This is a genomic window from Streptomyces sp. NPDC030021, from assembly GCF_055574035.1.
Genome location: NZ_JBVIAH010000008.1, coordinates 270,381 through 287,299 on the forward strand (window position 1 = coordinate 270,381; position 16,919 = coordinate 287,299).

Consider the following 16,919-nt stretch of genomic DNA (forward strand, 5'->3'; position numbering starts at 1 on the left):
CGGGCGCTCCTTGGCGGTCTGGGGCGGGTGTGGGCGGGGTCAGCCGGCGGCGGGGACCTTGTCCGGGACGGCGGTGGTCCGGCCGGCGGGCACCGGGGCGGCCTTGGCCTTACGGGGCACCAGCAGGGCGAGGGCGGCGGCGAGTGCGACCGCGCCGGCGCCGATCCACAGGGCGGGGATGGTGCCGTCGGTGAAGGCCTGCGGGGATTCGTAGCCGCCCTGGGAGGAGAAGACGGAGGCCAGGACCGCGACGCCGAGGGCTCCGCCGACCTCGCGCAGCGCGTTGTTGGTGCCGGAGGCCTTGCCCTGGTCGGCCGGGGCGACGGTGGACATCAGGACGTTGGCCGCGGGGGCGAAGTAGAGGGCCATACCGATGCCGCTGAGGATCAGCGGCGGGAGCTGGGCCGCGTACGAGACGTCCGTGCTCAGGATCGCCGCGAACCAGCCGAGACCGAGGGCCTGGAAGGCGAGCCCGGCGGCGACGACGGGACGGCCGCCGATGCGGTCGGAGAGGATCCCGGCCAGCGGGGCGACGATCATCGGCATTCCGGTCCAGGGGAGCATGCGCAGACCGGCCTCGGTGGGCGAGTAACCGGCGACGCCCTGGAGGAACTGGCTGAGCAGGAAGATCGAGCCGAACATGCCGAGGAACATGAGCAGGCTGGCCAGGTTGATCCCGAGGAAGCCGCGGTCACGGAAGAGCCGCATGGGAAGCATGGGGTTGGCGTTGTTGAAGCCGTGGTGGATGAAGCCGCCGACGAGCGCGCTGCCGACGATCAGGCCGGTCAGGACGGGGGTGCTGGTCCAGCCGTCGGAGTTGGCGTTGACCAGGGCGTAGACGATGCCGAAGAGGCCGCCGCTGATGAGCAGGGTGCCCGGGACGTCGAGGCGCGCACCGGGGGCGGTGGACTCGGCGAGGCGCAGTCGGGCGAGCGGGATCAGGGCGAGGCCTATCGGCACGTTGAGCCAGAAGATCCACTGCCAGGAGATGTGCTCGGTGAGGCTGCCGCCGATGAGGGGGCCACTGGCGACGGCGAGACCGGTGACGGCGCCGTAGATGCCGAGGGCCATGCCGCGGCGGGCGGCCGGAACGGCGGCGGTGAGCAGGGTGAGCGTGAGCGGCATCATGATCGCCGCGCCGACGCCCTGTACGGCGCGGGCGGCGATGAGCGCGTCGATGCCGGGCGAGAGAGCCGCGGCGGCGGAGGCGCCGGTGAAGACCGCGAGACCCACGATGAACAGCCGGCGGCGGCCGAAGCGGTCCCCGAGGGCGGCACCGAACAAGAGGAGGACGGCGAAGGTGAGCGTGTACGCGTTCACCGTCCACTCCAAGTCCTCCAGCTTGCCGCCGAGGTCCTCACGGATGGCCGGGAGGGCGGTGGTGACGACCAGGTTGTCGAGTGCGGCCATGAAGCTGGCCACGCCGGTGAGGATGAGGGCCCAGACGGCGGGCCCCCGGAGCTTGGTGTCTTGCGTCTGCACGATTTCCCCCTGCGAGTTGTTAGTTATTGCTGACTAACTTTCATGATCATGAAAATGCGCGCGAGCAGATCTCGCGCGCCCTCACTTCTCCAGACGGCGCTTGGCGCGCGCCGTCGGATAGAGCCCCTCCCACACCCGGTGCTCGGGCGGGAAGCCCATGGCGGCGAGGGTGTTGATCAGCATTCCGTACGCCATGAAGGTCGTGGTCTCGCCGATGTCCCCGCCGAAGGGCACGTGGACCGTGTCCCAGAGCTCCATCCAGCCCTTGCGCACGAGCTCGCCGAGCTCGCGGTCCCCGGCCGCCTCGGCGGCGGCCACGGTGACGTACATCTGGAGCTGCATCTGGAGCTTGTCGGGATCCTCGGCGATCAGCCGGGTGTAGGCGTTCGCCATCGCCTGCGTGGCCTCCTCCCCCTGCAGCCCTTCGGCGGCGGCGGCGAAGAGGTCGCGCGTCTCCCTCAGGCAGCGCTCGGCAGCGGCCAGAAAGATGGCCTGCTTGCTGGGGAAGAGCCGGAAGAGGTACGGCTGTGAGACACCCACCCGCTTGGCGATCGCCTCGGTGGAGGTCCCGTAGTAACCTCCACGCGCGAACTCGTGCACCGCCGCGCGAATGACGCTCTCACGCCGCTCGTCTGCGCTCATCCTGACCATGAGGCAAAGTTATTGCTCAATCACTAACTATGTCAAGGGGCGGGGAGGCGGGGCGGGGCGGGGGCTTTGGTGGTCGGGAGCTGCTCGGGCGGCATCAGGGATGTGTATGGGGGTTTCCCGGCAGTCCCATCGTCCCTCCGTGTCGGGCCGGTCCCCCACCGGGCAAAAAGGGCGGGAGCACCGCCCAGGGTGCCCCCGCCCCGCCCGCTTCGCCTTGTCGGCTCAGGCCAGTTCGACGACCGCGCGGGACATGCCCAGGACCTTCTGGCCCGCGCTCATGGCCGTCAGGTCGACCCGGACGCGGTTGTCGTCCAGCTTCGCGGCGACCTTCGCGGTGACCTCGATCAGCCCGCCCTGGTCGTCGTTGGGGACCACGACCGGCCTGGTGAAGCGCACGCCGTACTCGACCACCGCGCCCGGGTCGCCGGTCCAGTCGGTGACCACGCGGATCGCCTCGGCCATGGTGAACATGCCGTGCGCGATCACGTCCGGCAGTCCGACCTCCTTGGCGAACTTCTCGTTCCAGTGGATCGGGTTGAAGTCGCCCGAGGCGCCCGCGTACTGGACGAGCGTGGCGCGCGTCACGGGGAAGGACGCCGCCGGCAGCTCGGTGCCGACCTCGACGTCGGAGTACTGGATCTGCGCTGCCATGTCAGGCCTCCTCGGGGGCGCGGGAGACGAGCTTCGTCCACGCCGTCACCACGTGCTCGCCGGTCTCGTCGTGGACCTCGCCGCGGATGTCGATGACGTCATTGCCCGCGAGCGACTTCACGGACTCGATGGTGGAGACCACCGACAGCCGGTCACCGGCACGCACCGGGCGGGAGTACGCGAACTTCTGGTCACCGTGCACGACGCGGCTGTAGTCCAGTCCCAGCTGCGGGTCTTCGACGACCTGGCCGGCGGCCTTGAAAGTGATCGCAAACACGAAAGTCGGCGGAGCGATCACATCGGGGTAGCCGTACGACTTCGCGGCTTCGGGATCGCTGTAGACGGGATTGGTGTCACCCACCGCAGCCGCGAATTCGCGGATCTTCTCCCGGCCGACCTCGTACGGATCGGTGGGCGGGTAGCTCCGCCCCACGAAGGACTGGTCGAGAGCCATGACTCACTACCTCCTGTTGAAGGGACATGAATGACGCAAGAAGAAAGACAGGAACGGGCACGGAAACGACACAAGGCCGCCCCCCGATGAAGGGGACGACCTCATGACGGTGCCTGTTATTGAGACTTCGCTAGGGTCAGCGGGTCTCGCGGTGCGCGGTGTGCGAGTTGCAGCGCGGGCAGTGCTTCTTCATCTCAAGACGGTCCGGGTTGTTACGCCGGTTCTTCTTGGTGATGTAGTTCCGCTCCTTGCACTCCACGCAGGCCAGCGTGATCTTCGGGCGGACGTCGGTGGCAGCCACGTGAGTGCTCCTTGACGGAAATTGGGACGGATGAACGCATACAAGAGTAGCCGACCGGGAGACCGACCCCGCAATCGGCTACTGTGTGTAGCGGCGACCGGACTTGAACCGGTGACACAGCGATTATGAGCCGCTTGCTCTACCGACTGAGCTACGCCGCTTTGATGTGATCAGCTCCCCACCCGAGGGTGGGGAACCTCTCTCACCAGAGCCCCAATGCGGAATCGAACCGCAGACCTTCTCCTTACCATGGAGACGCTCTACCGACTGAGCTATTGGGGCGAGCGATGAAGACATTACACGGTTGCCTGCCGATCGCCCAAATCCTTTGCGGGGACAGGGCTCCGAGGGGGTTCGCTCGCCGCTCTCGATCAACCCACCGATCACTTCCGACCCACTTCTCGGGCGGATTGTGGGCGGGCTCACACCCCGGCGCCCGCCGATCGGAGCCCTGGAGCCCGTCGCGGCGCACGCGCGTGCGCTCCGGCGCGTGGCACCACACCGGTACGACTATTGCGCTCTTCCGCGAAGCAGGGTGCGCCGCGCCCTAGGCTCTGAGCACGCTGCGTGATCTTGGGCCGCGGGCCACGGCTCCAGGAACCGCCCGAGCCACCGCAGGAGCGCGATGTCCGACAGCCAGCCGCAGCCGTTCCCATCGCCCTTCGGCGGAAAGGGCAACGCGGCCGCAGCCGAGGCCACCACCCTGCTGCTCACGGGGGCGCGCCTCACCGACGGCCGTACGGTCGACGTCCGCCTCGGCGGCGGCCGGATCCAGGCCGTCGGCACCACGGGCAGCCTCCCCTCCCCCGCGCCGGCCCGGGTGGACCTGACCGGCTACCTGCTGCTCCCCGCCCCCGCCGAGCCGCACGCCCACGGGGACACGGCGCTGACCGCCGACGCCGAGGGGCCCGTCTCCTACGCCCCCGACGAGGTCCAGCGCCGGGCCACCGAGGCCGTCCTGCTCCAGCTCGGCCACGGCGCCACCGCGGTCCGCTCCCACGTCCGCATCGGCGACGTGCACGGCCTCGGCCCCATGGAAGCCGTGCTCCAGGCCCGCCGTTCCCTGCGCGGGCTCGCCGACCTCACCGCCGTGGCCGTGCCCCGGCTGCTGACCGGGGTGGCCGGCGCGGACGGGCTGGCCATGCTGCGGGACGCCGTCAAGATGGGCGCCTCCGTGATCGGCGGCTGCCCGGACCTGGACCCGGACCCGACGGGCTTCCTCGAGGCCGTCCTGGAACTCGCCGCCGAGCACGGCTGCCCCGTGGATCTGCACACGGACGGTGACGACCCGGGCCGCCTCGCCCGGCTCGCGGCGATGGCCGGCGGGCTGCGCCCCGGAGTGACCATCGGCCCCTGCGGCGGCCTGTCCCGGCTCCCGATGGACGCGGCCGCCCGCGCCGCCGACCAGCTGGCCGCGGCCGGCGTACGGGTCACCTGCCTGCCCCAGGGCGACTGCGCGGCCCTGGAACGCCGCGGCCTGCGCACCGCCCCCGTCCGGCTGCTGCGGGCCGCCGGTGTGCGCGTCGCGGCCGGCAGCGGGGCGCTGCGGGACGCCGGGAACCCCGTCGGCCGGGGGGATCCGCTGGAGGCCGCGTACCTGCTGGCCTCCCAGGGAGGGCTCCGGGCGGCCGAGGCGTACGAGTCCGTCAGCGGCTGCGCCCGCGAGGCCATGGGCCTGCCGGAGGTCCGGGTGGAGGCCGGTTTCCCGGCGGAGCTGCTCGCCGTACGCGGGGACCGGATCGCGGGGGTGCTGTCCCTCGCCTACAGCCGGATCGTGATTCACCGCGGGCGCGTCGTAGCCCGTACGAGTGCCGTACGGGAGTACTGCGACTCCGCCGTCGCGGTGGCTCTGGACCTGCCCCGGCAGGGCCGTACGGAGGCGGGGCCCTGAAGTTCGGCGGCCGCTCGCGGGCGTCGGGGCCCGGCTCGTCGTACCGTCGGGTCATGCGCATCGTCATCGCGGGTGGACACGGTCAGATCGCGCTGCGGCTGGAGCGCCTGCTCGCCGCGCGCGGGTACGAGGTCGCGGGCATCGTCCGCGACCCGGCACAGGGCGACGACCTGAGGCAGGCGGGCGCCGAGCCGGTGCTCTGCGATCTGGAATCGGCCTCGGTGGAGCATGTGGCGGGGATTCTGCAGGGCGCGGACGTGGCGGTGTTCGCTGCCGGTGCGGGCCCCGGCAGCGGGATCGGGCGGAAGGACACCGTGGACCGGGGCGCGGCGGTGCTGTTCGCCGATGCCGCCGAACGGGCCCGCGTACGGCGCTTCCTGATGGTCTCTTCGATGGGCGCGGACGCACATCACGGGGGTGATGAGGTCTTCGACGCGTACCTGCGGGCCAAGGGCGAGGCCGATGACCACGTACGGACCCGGCTGGGCCTGGAGTGGACCGTCCTGCGCCCAGGTTCGCTGATCGACGACGCCGGGACGGGCCTGGTCCGTCTGGAGGCGCAGACGGGCCGCGGGGCCGTCCCGCGCGACGACGTCGCGGCGGTGCTGGCCGAGCTGATCGAGACCCCGGCGACGGCGGGCCTGACCCTGGAGCTGGTCTCCGGTTCGGTGCCGGTGCAGGTGGCCGTGAAGGACGTGGCGGGCAACTGAGGCCGACGCCCCGGCAGTCCGACGCCACGACGGCCCGACGCCACGACGGCCCGACGGCCCGACGCCACGACGGCCCGACGGCCCGGCGGCCCGGCGGCCCGGCGGCCCGGCCGTTCAGAACCCGGCGCTGACCTTGTCGTCGGACCGGCCGACGGAGTCCTGCTGGTACCGGTCCTCGTACGCCTGCCGGATCCGCTCGATGCGCGTGCTGCGCTCGTCGGCCTCCTTCTCCGGGTAGAGCAGGACCACCTCGTACGAGGTCTCGCGGACGATCTTGCCGTCCTGGCCGCGCCACTGGCCGTACCCGTCGTGGAGGGTCAGCCCCTCCGGGAAGGCGGGGGTGATCTCCAGGTCCAGGAACCGCATGAACTCGCGTTCCTCGACCGGGTCGCGGCCGTCGGCCCGCTGGGTGCCGAAGTACAGCCGGGTCTCCTGGTAGGGCTCCCCCACGTCCGTGTGGAGGGCCGCTCCCACCAGAGCCGGAATCCCTGCGCCGAGCAGGGCCATGAGCACCCCGCCGCCGACCTTCCCGCGCGTGTCAGATGTCCATTTCACCCCTGGTGAACGAACAGGAGCCGCCGACGTTGCGGCCGTGATCGGTGCGGCATCGGGTGACGGCGGGAAGCCCGCCCGTCCGTGGTGGCGGGCGGGACGGACTTCCGGTCGGTGCTGTGGTGCGGCAGTGCGGGGGTACGGCTACCAGTAGATGACTACGTAGCCGTCGCCGCCGTCCTTGCCGCGGGAGCCGGAGTTGCCGATGGCCCGGTTGGTGCCGCCGCCGCGGCCGCCGTCGCCGCCCACGGCCGTGCCGTCCGGGAGCTGGACGATGCCGTCCGCGGTGCCGCCTCCGGTGCCGTCTGCGTTGCCCGGGTCACCGTTGCGGTTGACGCCGCCCGAGGAGCACGTTCCGCTGCCGCCCAGGCCGGGCGTGCCGGGCTCGCCGGGACCGCGGTCCGCGGCGCCGCCGCCTCCGCCGCCGGTGCCACCGGTGGCGGTGAGGAGCACGGTGTTGGTCGACGCCACGGTCAGCGACGTGGTGGTGCCCGCGGCGCCGGCGGTGCCGTTGGCACCCGGTGCGCCGCCGAGGCCGTTGGCGCCTCCGGTGCCGACGTCCACTCCGTAGTCGGCCAGGGGGGTGACCGGGATGACGCACCAGGTGAAGCCGCCGCCACCGCCGCCACCGCCGTGGCCACCGGTGTTGTTGCGCGCGGCGGCGGCACCGTCCGCGTCCGCGGTGCCATCGGCCCCGGTGCCATCAGCCCCGGTGGCCGGGTTGTTCGGGTTGTTCGGGTTGTTCGGGTTGCCACCGCCGCCACCGTTGTTGCGCGCGGAGCCGCCGCCACCGCCGCCGCCACCGCCGGCGCCCCATGCCTGGACGAACACCGACGTGACGCCCGGCGGTGGGGTGAAGGTGTTGTCCGAGGTGAACTGGCGCAGGCCGTGGATGACCAGGGGGGCGTGCTTCTTGTGCTTGTCGTGCTCCGACAGCGCGTGCTTCTTGCTGTCGACGGGCTTCACGTTCTGGTGGCCCGCCGGCTTGGGCCCGTCCGCAGATGCGGCCGGAGCCAATGCGATCAACTGGCCGGTGAGGGCCGCCGCAGCGGCGATGGAGGCGAGCAGAACCCGGGAACGCCCCCGGGGCCGTTGAATCGTCGCCGACTGATGGTTCAGGTTCATGGCTTCCTTACCCGCCGGCGCCGAGGGCTGCCGCGGGATGCGATGGGAGGGGTGCGTGCGTCACGCGCCGCCCATCCGACCTGGCCACGGCTTCGCCGTGGCGCTGGCAGGGCCGGGGCTGTGGCCCAGTCAGGTGAGTAGTTCATCTGACCGGAGCAATGTCGAGAAGCGGTCCCGCCCTGTGCCCGGCCGCGGTGGCAGGAGTGGTCGCCCGGTAACGAAAGAACCCCCGCTCACTGTGATTCCACAGATGAACGGGGGTTCCACTCGCGTGGCGGCGCCAGGGTTCGAACCTGGGTAGGCTGAGCCGGCAGATTTACAGTCTGCTCCCTTTGGCCACTCGGGCACACCGCCAAGATTTGCTGCCATTTTTTCCACCTTGCGGCGGCGCTCCCTGGCAACGACGTAAACGATACCTGATGACCGGGGGTGCTTCACCACCGGATTGATCAGCGCTGCGGGTGGGCGCGGTGGCTAGGCTTTGCCGAGCGGGCCGGGCATGTCCGGCCGCGCCCTCCGGGGTGATCACAACCGACTTCAAGGAGCCACAGCACATGGCCGACTCCAGTTTCGACATCGTCTCGAAGGTCGAGCGGCAGGAGGTCGACAACGCCCTCAACCAGGCCGCCAAGGAGCTCTCGCAGCGTTACGACTTCAAGGGCACCGGCGCCACCATCGCCTGGTCCGGCGAGAAGATCCTGATGGAGGCGAACTCCGAGGAGCGCGTGAAGGCCGTCCTTGACGTCTTCGAGACCAAGCTGGTCAAGCGCGGGATCTCGCTGAAGGCGCTGGACGCCGGGGAGCCGCAGTTGTCCGGCAAGGAGTACAAGATCTTCGCCACGATCGAGGAGGGCATCTCCCAGGAGAACGCCAAGAAGGTCGCGAAGATCATCCGGGACGAGGGTCCCAAGGGCGTCAAGGCCCAGGTCCAGGGCGAGGAGCTGCGCGTCAGCTCCAAGAGCCGTGACGACCTCCAGGAGGTCCAGGCGCTGCTCAAGGGCAAGGACCTGGACTTCGCGATCCAGTTCGTGAACTACCGCTGACCCTGTTCCGCGACCTGCCCCACGCCGGCCCGGCGGTCTTCACCGACCGCCGGGCCGCGGCAGTCGCGAAGGGGGTGTGTGCGGGGCGTGTGCGGCGCACGCGCCACCGCGGACTCCTGTGGGCACTTGGGACGCGATGAGTGCGCCCACCACGCTGGATGTCATCACATCACCGCGTGGCAGGGGGTTCTCGCATGCCTGGGGCCGGCACGTTTCGTGATGACTTCGGGGCGTCCGTGGTCGTCGCGCTGGTCGCTCTACCCCTGTGCGTCGGGGTGGCGGTCGCCTCCGGAGTGCCGGCCGAGCTGGGGATCGTCACCGGGGTGGTCGGCGGGCTGGTCACCGGGTGGTTCCGCGGGAGCTCCCTCCAGGTGAGCGGGCCCGCGGCCGGTCTCACCGTGCTCGTCTACGAGGCGGTGCAGGCCTACGGTCTGCCCGCGCTCGGGGTGCTGGTGCTGGCCGCCGGGGTGGTGCAGCTGGGCATGGGGATGCTGCGGCTCGGGCGGTGGTTCCGGGCGATCTCCGTCGCCGTCGTGCACGGGATGCTGGCCGGGATCGGGCTGGTGCTGATCTCCGGGCAGCTGTACGCCCTGGGCGGCGTGGAGGCTCCGGGGCAGACCCTGGCGAAGCTGCGCGGGGTGCACGAGCTCGGGGCGCAGGCCGACTTGGCCGCCGTGCTGCTCGGGGTCGGGACGATCGCCGCCATGGTCGCCTGGCGCCGGGTGCCCGCCCGGCTGCGGATCGTGCCCGGGGCGCTCGTCGGGGTGGCCGCCGCCACCGCCGCAGCCGTCCTGCTGCGGCTGCCCGTCGAGAGGGTGAGGGTGACGGGCGTGCTGGAGGCCGTGTCTCCGCCCGACTGGGGCGACTTCGGGGTCCTGACCTCGGTCGGCGCGGCCGGGACCGTGGTCGCGCTGGCACTGATCGCCTCCGCCGAGACGCTGTTCAGCGCCGCGGCCGTGGACCGCATGCACGACGGGCCGAGGACGGAGTACGACAAGGAACTCATCGCCCAGGGCGTGGGCAACAGTGTGTGCGGGCTGCTCGGCGCGCTGCCGATGACCGCGGTCATCGTGCGCAGCGCCGCGAATGTGGAGGCCGGGGCGCGGACCCGCGCGGCCAGGGTGCTGCACGGTGGCTGGCTGCTGCTCTTCGCCGTGGCGTTTCCCCAGCTTCTGGAGAGTGTGCCGCTGGCCGCGCTGGCCGGGGTGCTGCTGCACGCGGGCTGGAAGCTGCTGCCGGCCAGGGCGGTGGCCGCGTTGTGGCGGACGCACCGGGGCGAGGCGGTGGTGCTGGTGGTCACGGCCTCGGCGATCGTGGTCACCAATCTCTTCGAGGGGGTGCTGATCGGGCTGGGGCTCGCGGTCGCCAAGGCGGCCTGGGAGACCTCCCACGTGCACATCGAGGAGGTGTGGGAGGACGAGGAGCTGTGCGTGCAGGTCCTGGGGAACGCCAGTTTCCTGCGGCTGCCCAAGCTGCTCGACGCCCTGGACGCGCTGCCGCACGGGCAGCCGGTGCGGCTGGATCTGACCGGGCTGCGCCACCTGGACCACGCCTGTCTGACCGCTCTGGAGGGCTGGGAGCGCACGCGGGCGCCACTGCCCGGTGGGGAGGGCGTCATCTAGCGGGGTTACCCTCCGCCCGTGGAACACCAGTTGAAGCGCACCTTGGGCGTGTCCGACGCCGTCGTCGTCGGACTCGGCGCGATGGTGGGCGCCGGTATCTTCGCCGCCCTGGCTCCCGCGGCGCAGGCGGCGGGCGGCGCCCTGCTCGCCGCTCTGGGCGTGGCGGGTCTCGTGGCCTACTGCAACGCGCACTCCTCGGCGCGGCTGGCCGCCCGCTATCCGGCCTCCGGCGGCACGTACGTCTACGGGCGCGAGCGGCTCGGGCCCTTCTGGGGATATCTGGCCGGCTGGGGATTCGTGATCGGCAAGACCGCGTCCTGCGCGGCCATGGCCCTCACGGTGGGGGCGTACCTGTGGCCGGGGCAGCAGCACGCCGTGGCCGTCGCGGCGGTGGTGGCACTGACCGCCGCGAGCTACGGCGGTGTGCAGAAGTCGGCCCGCATCGCGCGGCTGATCGTGGCGGCGGTGCTGGCGGTGCTGGCCGGGGTGGTCGTGGTGTGCCTGTCCTCCGGGGCGGCCGACCCGGGGCGGCTGGGCGGATCCGGCCGGGGTGTCTTCGGGCTGTTGCAGGGTGCGGGCCTGCTGTTCTTCGCCTTCGCGGGCTACGCCCGGATCACCACCCTGGGCGAGGAGGTGCGCGACCCGCAGCGGACGATCCCGCGGGCGGTGCCGATCGCGCTGGGGATCGCGCTGCTGGTGTACGCCGCGGTGGCGGTGGCGGTGCTGTCGGTGCTGGGCGCGGAAGGGCTGGCGCAGTCGCCGGCCCCGCTGGCCGACGCGGTGCGGGCGGCCGGGCGGCCCGGACTGGCCCCGGTGGTCCGGGTGGGCGCGGCCCTGGCCGCGCTGGGCTCGTTGCTGGCGCTCGTGCTCGGGGTTTCGCGGACCGTCCTGGCGATGGCCCGGGACGGCCATCTGCCGCGCGCGCTGGCGGCCGTACATCCCCGGCATCAGGTGCCGCACCATGCGGAGCTGGCAGTGGGTGCGGTCGTGGCGGTGCTGGCGGCCACCGCCGATCTGCGGGGCGCGATCGGTTTCTCCTCCTTCGGAGTGCTCGCCTATTACGCGATCGCGAACGTCTCCGCGTGGACTCTCGATTCAGCTGTCAAGGATCGGGCCGTGGCAGTGGCCGGACTGTCCGGCTGTGTGGTGCTGGCGTGTGCGCTGCCCCTCCCGTCGGTGGCCTGGGGGGCGGCGGTGCTGGCGGTGGGCGTACTGGTCTACGGGGTGCGGGGGCGTCTCAGATCCGGGATCTGAATCCGTCCCAGGGTGTCGGCTCCAGGTCGTACTCCTCCCCCGCCGGCGACTCGTCGCAGTACCAGGCCGTGCCGTCGAGCCAGCCGCGCAGCCAGTCGGCCAGGCTCGGGGCGTCGATGTACCAGGCGAGCTCGGGCTCCCCCGGATTCGGGTCGAACAGCAGGACCTGGGCGGTGTCGGACCGGCAGTCCACGCAGGCGTCCATTCCGCAGCCGAAGTCGGCCACGGGCAGTACGCCTTCGGGCCAGCGCCACCCGGAGGACCGTCGTTCCCCGTACGCGAGGACTGCCTGACGCAGCGGCAGCAGCCCCTGACCGGGGCCGAATCCGCCGTCGCCGACGCGTGTAGAGCGAGGCGAGCAGGGGCGGCAGGGTGAAGCCGAGTATGACTTCGGCGCGGGTGATCGCCCCGGCGTCCAGCGGCCCTGGCAGGGTCCTTCCGTGCCGCTCGTACCTGCGTGCGGAGTTGCGCACGCGGTCCGTGACTTGCTCCAGCAACTGCTCGGTCTCGTTCATGCCTTCATGGTGACGCACCCCACCGACAGCCGCCCGGGCCTGTGGACAACTCCGCCCGCAGGCCGATCCGGTCGGCTTGCGGGCGGGGTGTCCGTCGGCGTCCACGACGCCGGCGGCTGCGTCAGCGCGAGGCGAACGGCGCGTCCGTCGGGACGATCTCGCGGCCCAGCGGGAGCAGGGAGAGCGGGACCATCTTGAAGTTGGCGATGCCGAACGGGATGCCGATGATCGTGACGCAGAGGGCGATGCCCGTGACGATGTGGCCGAGGGCCAGCCACCAGCCCGCCAGGACCAGCCACAGGACGTTGCCGATGCAGGACGGGGCGCCCGCGTCGTGGCGCTCGACCGTGGTGTAGCCGAAGGGCCAGAGGGCGTAGACGGCGATGCGGAAGGCGGCGATGCCGAACGGGATGCCGATGATGGTGATGCAGAGCAGCACGCCCGCGAGGAGGTAGCCCAGGAACAGCCAGATGCCGCTGAGGATGAGCCAAATGATGTTGAGGATTGTCTTCATTGGCGGCGGCCTGCCATCTGTTCGAGCCGGGCGATGCGCTCGGCCATCGGAGGGTGTGTGGAGAACATCTTAGAAAGGCCCGCACCCGGACGGAACGGGTTGGCGATCATCATGTGGCTCGCCGCCTCCAGCCGGGGTTCCGGGGGCAGCGGGAGCTGTTTGGTGCCCGCGTCGAGCTTGCGCAGGGCGCTGGCCAGGGCGAGCGGGTCCCCGGTGAGCTGGGCGCCCGAGGCGTCGGCCTCGTACTCACGCGAGCGGCTGATGGCCAGCTGGATCACGGAGGCGGCCAGGGGCCCCAGGATCATGATCAGCAGCATGCCGAGGAGCCCGGGGCCCTCGTCGTCGTTCGACCGGCCGATCGGGATCAGCCAGGCGAAGTTGACCAGGAACATGATCACCGAGGCGAGGGCGCCGGCCACCGAGGAGATCAGAATGTCGCGGTTGTAGACGTGGCTGAGCTCGTGGCCGATGACCCCGCGCAACTCGCGCTCGTCGAGGATGCGCAGGATGCCCTCGGTGCAGCAGACCGCGGCGTTGCGCGGGTTGCGGCCGGTGGCGAAGGCGTTGGGGGCCTCGGTGGGTGAGATGTACAGGCGTGGCATGGGCTGGCGCGCGGACGTGGAGAGCTCGCGCACCATGCGGTAGAGCTGGGGAGCCTCGAACTCGCTCACGGGGCGGGCGCGCATCGCGCGTAGAGCCAGCTTGTCGCTGTTCCAGTACGCGTAGGCGTTCGTCCCGAGGGCGACGAGGACGGCGATGATCAGGCCGCCCCGTCCGAAGAAGCTTCCGATGAGGATGATGAGTGCGGACAGCCCGCCGAGGAGTACGGCGGTCTTCAGCCCGTTGTGCCGGCGGTGCACGGTACGCCCTCCAAGTGGTGCGGCAGGGGAGCCCGTCATGGATTTGAGGGTCTACGGTCCAGTGGACCCTCCCTTTCTGGTCAACGCGAGGTGAGGGCGTCAGGTTCCCAGGGCGTGGCAGGGCGGCCGCCCGCTGCCGCCCCTTCCCGAGGGGCGGCGGGGCTGCGGCGGGCGTTACTCCGTACGGGTCGCACGCGCCCGGTTACTGCGCGAAGAGGCTGCCCGAGGTGACGCGCAGGATGAGTTCCGGGGCGGCCGAGACGACGACCGCCGTGATCGCGGTGACGACGATGGCCGCCGCCACCGGCCAGGGGGCGCGCGTACGGGTCTGTGCGCCCTCGGGGGTGCGGAAGAGCAGGGCCGTCCAGCGCAGGTAGTAGTACAGGGCGATGACGACGTTGATCGCCATGACCACGGCCAGCCAGCCCAGGCCCGCGTCGACCGCGGACCGGAAGACGGTGACCTTGGCGAAGAGCCCGATGATGCCCGGGGGCAGGCCCGCCAGGCAGAGCAGGAAGAAGCCCAGGGAGAGGGCGGCCAGCGGGCGCTCGGCGTAGAGCCCGCGGTAGTCGCTGATCCGGTGGAGCGGCTTGGTCCGGGCGACCAGGGCGGCCACGGCGAAGGCGCCGAGGTTCACGGCGGCGTACATGAGGGCGTAGGCGACGGTGGAGCCGATCTGGTCGCGCCCGGAGTACGCGGCCGCGGCGATCGGGACCAGCAGGTATCCGGCCTGGCCGACCGAGGACCAGGCGAGCAGCCGTACGGCACTGTTCGGGCGGTCCGGGGACTGCCGCAGGGCGGCGGCGTTGCCCAGGGTCATGGTGAGTGCGGCGAGGACGGCCAGGGCCGGGCCCCAGATGTCGGAGTACGCCGGGAAGGCGATCACCGTGACGAGGATGAGGCCGGTGAAGCCGACGGCCTTGCCGATCACCGAGAGGTAGCCGGCGATGGGCAGGGGGGCGCCGACGTAGGTGTCGGGGACCCAGAAGTGGAAGGGGACGGCCGCGGTCTTGAAGGCGAAGCCGACGAGGGTGAGCGCGACACCGGCCACGGCGAGCGTGTCGAGCTGTCCGGGGACGTCTTCGAGGCGGCCGGCGACCTGGGTGAGGTGCAGGGAGCCGGTGGCGGCGTAGACGAAGCTGACGCCCATCAGCGACACGGCGGTGGCGGTGACGGAGGACAGGAAGAACTTCAGGGCGGCCTCGGAGGAGAGCCGGTCGCCGCGGCGCATGCCGACGAGGGCGAAGGCGGGCAGCGAGGCGACTTCGAGCGCGACGATCAGGGTGGCGAGGTCGCGGGAGGCGGGCAGCAGGGCCGCGCCGGCGGCGGAGGAGAGCAGCAGGAACCAGTACTCACCGGCCGGCATGCGGGTGTCGCGGACGGCGGTGACCGACACCAGGGCGGTGACCAGGGCGCCGGCCAGCACCAGGAACTGGATGACGAGGGTGAAGCGGTCGGCGACGTAGCTGCAGGCCGCCGGGTCGCCGGTGAGGCAGAAGGTGGCGCGGTCACCGGCGCGCAGGGGCAGCAGGGTGGCGGTCGCGGCGGCGAGGCCGGCGACCGAGATCCAGCCGAGGACCGGTTTGTGGCGCTCGGCGAGGAACAGGTCGGCGACGAGGACGACCAGGCCGACGGCGGCGGTGATCACCACGGGTGCGATGGCGAGCCAGTCGACGGACTGGACCAGGTTCGGGGCCTCGGCGGAGAGGACCGTCAGGGCCGTCATGGCCGTCATGAATTGCCTCCTGCGAGGAGCTTCTGGACGGCCGGGTCGGTGAGGCCGAGGAGGACCGCGGGCCACAGGCCGGCGAGGACGGTGAGGGCGACGAGCGGGGTCCAGGCGGCGAACTCGTAGTGCTGGACGTCCGCGACGGCGAGCTCGGGACCGGCTTTCGGGTCTCCCATGCAGACGCGCCGTACGACGATCAGCAGGTAGGCGGCGGTGAGCAGGGTGCCGAACGCGCCGACGGCCACGTACGTGAGGAACGCGGGGCGGGAGAGGCCCTCGGCGGGGTCGAAGGCGCCGAAGAGGGCCAGCATCTCGCCCCAGAAGCCGGCCAGGCCCGGCAGGCCCAGGGAGGCGACGGCGGCGAACGCGAGGAGCGCGCCGAAGCGGGGGGCGCGGCCGTAGAGGGCGGCGCCGGTGGCTCCGGCGAGGGTGTCGAGGTCGGCGGTGCCGTAGCGGTCCTTGAGGGCGCCGACCAGGAAGAAGAGGAGGCCGGTGATCAGGCCGTGGGCGATGTTGGCGAAGAGCGCGCCGTTGACGCCGGTGGGGGTCATGCTCGCGATGCCGAGGAGGACGAAGCCCATGTGGCCGACGGAGGAGTAGGCGATGAGGCGCTTGAGGTCGCCCTTGTTCCCCTTGCGGGCCAGCGCGAGGCAGGCGAGCGATCCGTAGACGATGCCGACGGCGGCGAAGGCGCCCAGGTAGGGGGCGAAGGTGGCCATGCCGTCGGGGGTGATGGGGAGCAGGATGCGGACGAAGCCGTACGTGCCCATCTTGAGCAGGACGCCGGCCAGCAGGACGGATCCGACGGTGGGCGCGGCGGTGTGGGCGTCCGGAAGCCAGCTGTGCAGCGGCCACATCGGGGTCTTCACGGCGAGGCCGAGGCCGATGGCGAGAACGGCCAGGAGCTGGGTGGTGTGGGACAGTTCGCGGCCATTGTCAGAGGCCAGTGTCACCATGTCGAAAGTGCCGCTGTTCAGTCCGATCAGGAGCAGACCGAGCAGCATGACGACGGAGCCGAGGAGCGTGTAGAGGATGAACTTCCAGGCGGAGGCCTGCCGCTGAGCACCGCCCCAGCGGGCGATGAGGAAGTACATCGGGATGAGGACCATCTCGAAGGCGAGGAAGAAGAGCAGCAGGTCGAGGACGGCGAAGGTCGCGAGGGTGCCGGACTCCAGGACGAGGAGCAGCGCGACGAAGGCCTTCGGGGAGGGGCCTGCGGGGAGCTTGAAGTAGCTGTAGAGCGCGCAGAGGAAGAACAGCAGCGCGGTCATCAGGAGGAGGGGGAGCGAGATGCCGTCGACGCCGAGGTGGATCCGGACGTTCAGCGCCTGGATCCAGCTGATGTCCGTCGTCGCCTGGATGCGGGACGGGGCGTCGTGGTCGAAGCCCAGGGTGAGGGCGATGGCCGCGGCGAGGATCACGCCGGTCACGGTCACGCCGTGGCGGAGCACGGCCTGTTCGGGGCTCTTGCCCTTGAGGCCGGGCGGGGCCGGCAGGAGCGCCGCGGCGGAGCCGAGGAGCGGTGCGGCCACGATGAACGCCAGAAGGAACTGCATCACGGACGG

Annotated in this window: 17 protein-coding genes and 3 tRNA genes; 5 read left to right on the top strand and 15 right to left on the bottom strand. The window is 71.5% G+C overall.

The window, feature by feature from the left end:
• Positions 1-39 precede the first annotated feature (39 nt).
• From ACZ4YL_RS18530 to ACZ4YL_RS18560, 7 genes are all read right to left on the bottom strand, one after another.
• A complete protein-coding gene (locus ACZ4YL_RS18530) occupies positions 40-1,482 on the bottom strand; it encodes an MFS transporter (RefSeq protein WP_468117581.1) in 1,443 nt (480 codons plus the stop codon).
• Between the two features lie 81 nt (positions 1,483-1,563).
• Positions 1,564-2,133, bottom strand: a complete 570-nt coding sequence (locus ACZ4YL_RS18535) for a TetR/AcrR family transcriptional regulator (RefSeq protein WP_468117583.1) — start codon at positions 2,131-2,133, stop codon at positions 1,564-1,566.
• A gap of 222 nt (positions 2,134-2,355) precedes the next feature.
• On the bottom strand, positions 2,356-2,784 hold the full coding sequence (locus ACZ4YL_RS18540) for a MaoC family dehydratase (protein WP_351162437.1): 429 nt from the start codon (positions 2,782-2,784) through the stop codon (positions 2,356-2,358).
• Position 2,785: 1 nt separating this feature from the next.
• Complete coding sequence (locus ACZ4YL_RS18545; RefSeq protein ID WP_189733406.1) at positions 2,786-3,238, bottom strand: MaoC family dehydratase N-terminal domain-containing protein; 453 nt, start codon at positions 3,236-3,238, stop codon at positions 2,786-2,788.
• A 136-nt stretch (positions 3,239-3,374) separates the two neighbouring features.
• The gene (rpmG, locus tag ACZ4YL_RS18550) at positions 3,375-3,539 is read right to left on the bottom strand and encodes a 50S ribosomal protein L33 (protein ID WP_003956487.1); all 165 of its coding nucleotides are present in this window, start codon (positions 3,537-3,539) and stop codon (positions 3,375-3,377) included.
• An 88-nt stretch (positions 3,540-3,627) separates the two neighbouring features.
• Positions 3,628-3,700: transfer RNA gene (locus tag ACZ4YL_RS18555), tRNA-Met, on the bottom strand.
• Positions 3,701-3,748: 48 nt separating this feature from the next.
• Positions 3,749-3,821 (bottom strand) — tRNA-Thr (locus ACZ4YL_RS18560).
• Positions 3,822-4,164: 343 nt separating this feature from the next.
• Here ACZ4YL_RS18560 and ACZ4YL_RS18565 point away from each other — a divergent pair.
• Positions 4,165-5,430, top strand: coding sequence for an amidohydrolase family protein (locus tag ACZ4YL_RS18565; protein ID WP_468117586.1), 1,266 nt, complete (start codon positions 4,165-4,167; stop codon positions 5,428-5,430).
• A gap of 53 nt (positions 5,431-5,483) precedes the next feature.
• The gene (locus ACZ4YL_RS18570) at positions 5,484-6,140 is read left to right on the top strand and encodes an SDR family oxidoreductase (RefSeq protein ID WP_468117587.1); all 657 of its coding nucleotides are present in this window, start codon (positions 5,484-5,486) and stop codon (positions 6,138-6,140) included.
• A 114-nt stretch (positions 6,141-6,254) separates the two neighbouring features.
• On the opposite strand, the gene ACZ4YL_RS18575 is transcribed toward ACZ4YL_RS18570, so the two are convergent.
• The 3 genes from ACZ4YL_RS18575 to ACZ4YL_RS18585 all read right to left on the bottom strand — a co-directional run bounded on the left by ACZ4YL_RS18575 (position 6,255) and on the right by ACZ4YL_RS18585 (position 8,171).
• Complete coding sequence (locus ACZ4YL_RS18575; RefSeq protein WP_468117589.1) at positions 6,255-6,695, bottom strand: DUF3574 domain-containing protein; 441 nt, start codon at positions 6,693-6,695, stop codon at positions 6,255-6,257.
• A gap of 141 nt (positions 6,696-6,836) precedes the next feature.
• The gene (locus ACZ4YL_RS18580) at positions 6,837-7,817 is read right to left on the bottom strand and encodes a hypothetical protein (RefSeq protein ID WP_468117590.1); all 981 of its coding nucleotides are present in this window, start codon (positions 7,815-7,817) and stop codon (positions 6,837-6,839) included.
• A 272-nt stretch (positions 7,818-8,089) separates the two neighbouring features.
• Positions 8,090-8,171 (bottom strand) — tRNA-Tyr (locus ACZ4YL_RS18585).
• Between the two features lie 200 nt (positions 8,172-8,371).
• Here ACZ4YL_RS18585 and ACZ4YL_RS18590 point away from each other — a divergent pair.
• The 3 genes from ACZ4YL_RS18590 to ACZ4YL_RS18600 all read left to right on the top strand — a co-directional run bounded on the left by ACZ4YL_RS18590 (position 8,372) and on the right by ACZ4YL_RS18600 (position 11,736).
• Entirely contained in the window at positions 8,372-8,860 is a 489-nt protein-coding gene (locus ACZ4YL_RS18590) for a YajQ family cyclic di-GMP-binding protein (RefSeq protein WP_030009008.1), read from the top strand.
• Positions 8,861-9,054: 194 nt separating this feature from the next.
• On the top strand, positions 9,055-10,482 hold the full coding sequence (locus ACZ4YL_RS18595) for a SulP family inorganic anion transporter (protein WP_468117592.1): 1,428 nt from the start codon (positions 9,055-9,057) through the stop codon (positions 10,480-10,482).
• Between the two features lie 18 nt (positions 10,483-10,500).
• Positions 10,501-11,736: an APC family permease gene (locus ACZ4YL_RS18600; protein WP_468117594.1), complete on the top strand. Its 1,236-nt coding sequence runs from the start codon at positions 10,501-10,503 to the stop codon at positions 11,734-11,736.
• Here ACZ4YL_RS18600 and ACZ4YL_RS18605 read toward each other — a convergent pair.
• The 5 genes from ACZ4YL_RS18605 to ACZ4YL_RS18625 all read right to left on the bottom strand — a co-directional run bounded on the left by ACZ4YL_RS18605 (position 11,720) and on the right by ACZ4YL_RS18625 (position 16,910).
• Positions 11,720-12,043 (bottom strand): SMI1/KNR4 family protein, encoded by a 324-nt coding sequence (locus ACZ4YL_RS18605; protein ID WP_468117740.1) that lies wholly within the window; start codon positions 12,041-12,043, stop codon positions 11,720-11,722. The genes ACZ4YL_RS18600 and ACZ4YL_RS18605 overlap by 17 nt on opposite strands.
• A gap of 329 nt (positions 12,044-12,372) precedes the next feature.
• Complete coding sequence (locus ACZ4YL_RS18610) at positions 12,373-12,765, bottom strand: YccF domain-containing protein (protein WP_189733420.1); 393 nt, start codon at positions 12,763-12,765, stop codon at positions 12,373-12,375.
• Positions 12,762-13,625, bottom strand: a complete 864-nt coding sequence (gene htpX / locus ACZ4YL_RS18615; protein ID WP_052874808.1) for a zinc metalloprotease HtpX — start codon at positions 13,623-13,625, stop codon at positions 12,762-12,764. The genes ACZ4YL_RS18610 and htpX overlap by 4 nt, the downstream gene beginning before the upstream one ends.
• Before the next feature lie 202 nt (positions 13,626-13,827).
• Positions 13,828-15,360 (bottom strand): NADH-quinone oxidoreductase subunit N, encoded by a 1,533-nt coding sequence (locus tag ACZ4YL_RS18620; protein ID WP_468117595.1) that lies wholly within the window; start codon positions 15,358-15,360, stop codon positions 13,828-13,830.
• The gene (locus ACZ4YL_RS18625) at positions 15,357-16,910 is read right to left on the bottom strand and encodes a complex I subunit 4 family protein (protein ID WP_468117741.1); all 1,554 of its coding nucleotides are present in this window, start codon (positions 16,908-16,910) and stop codon (positions 15,357-15,359) included. The genes ACZ4YL_RS18620 and ACZ4YL_RS18625 overlap by 4 nt, the downstream gene beginning before the upstream one ends.
• Positions 16,911-16,919: the final 9 nt, after the last annotated feature.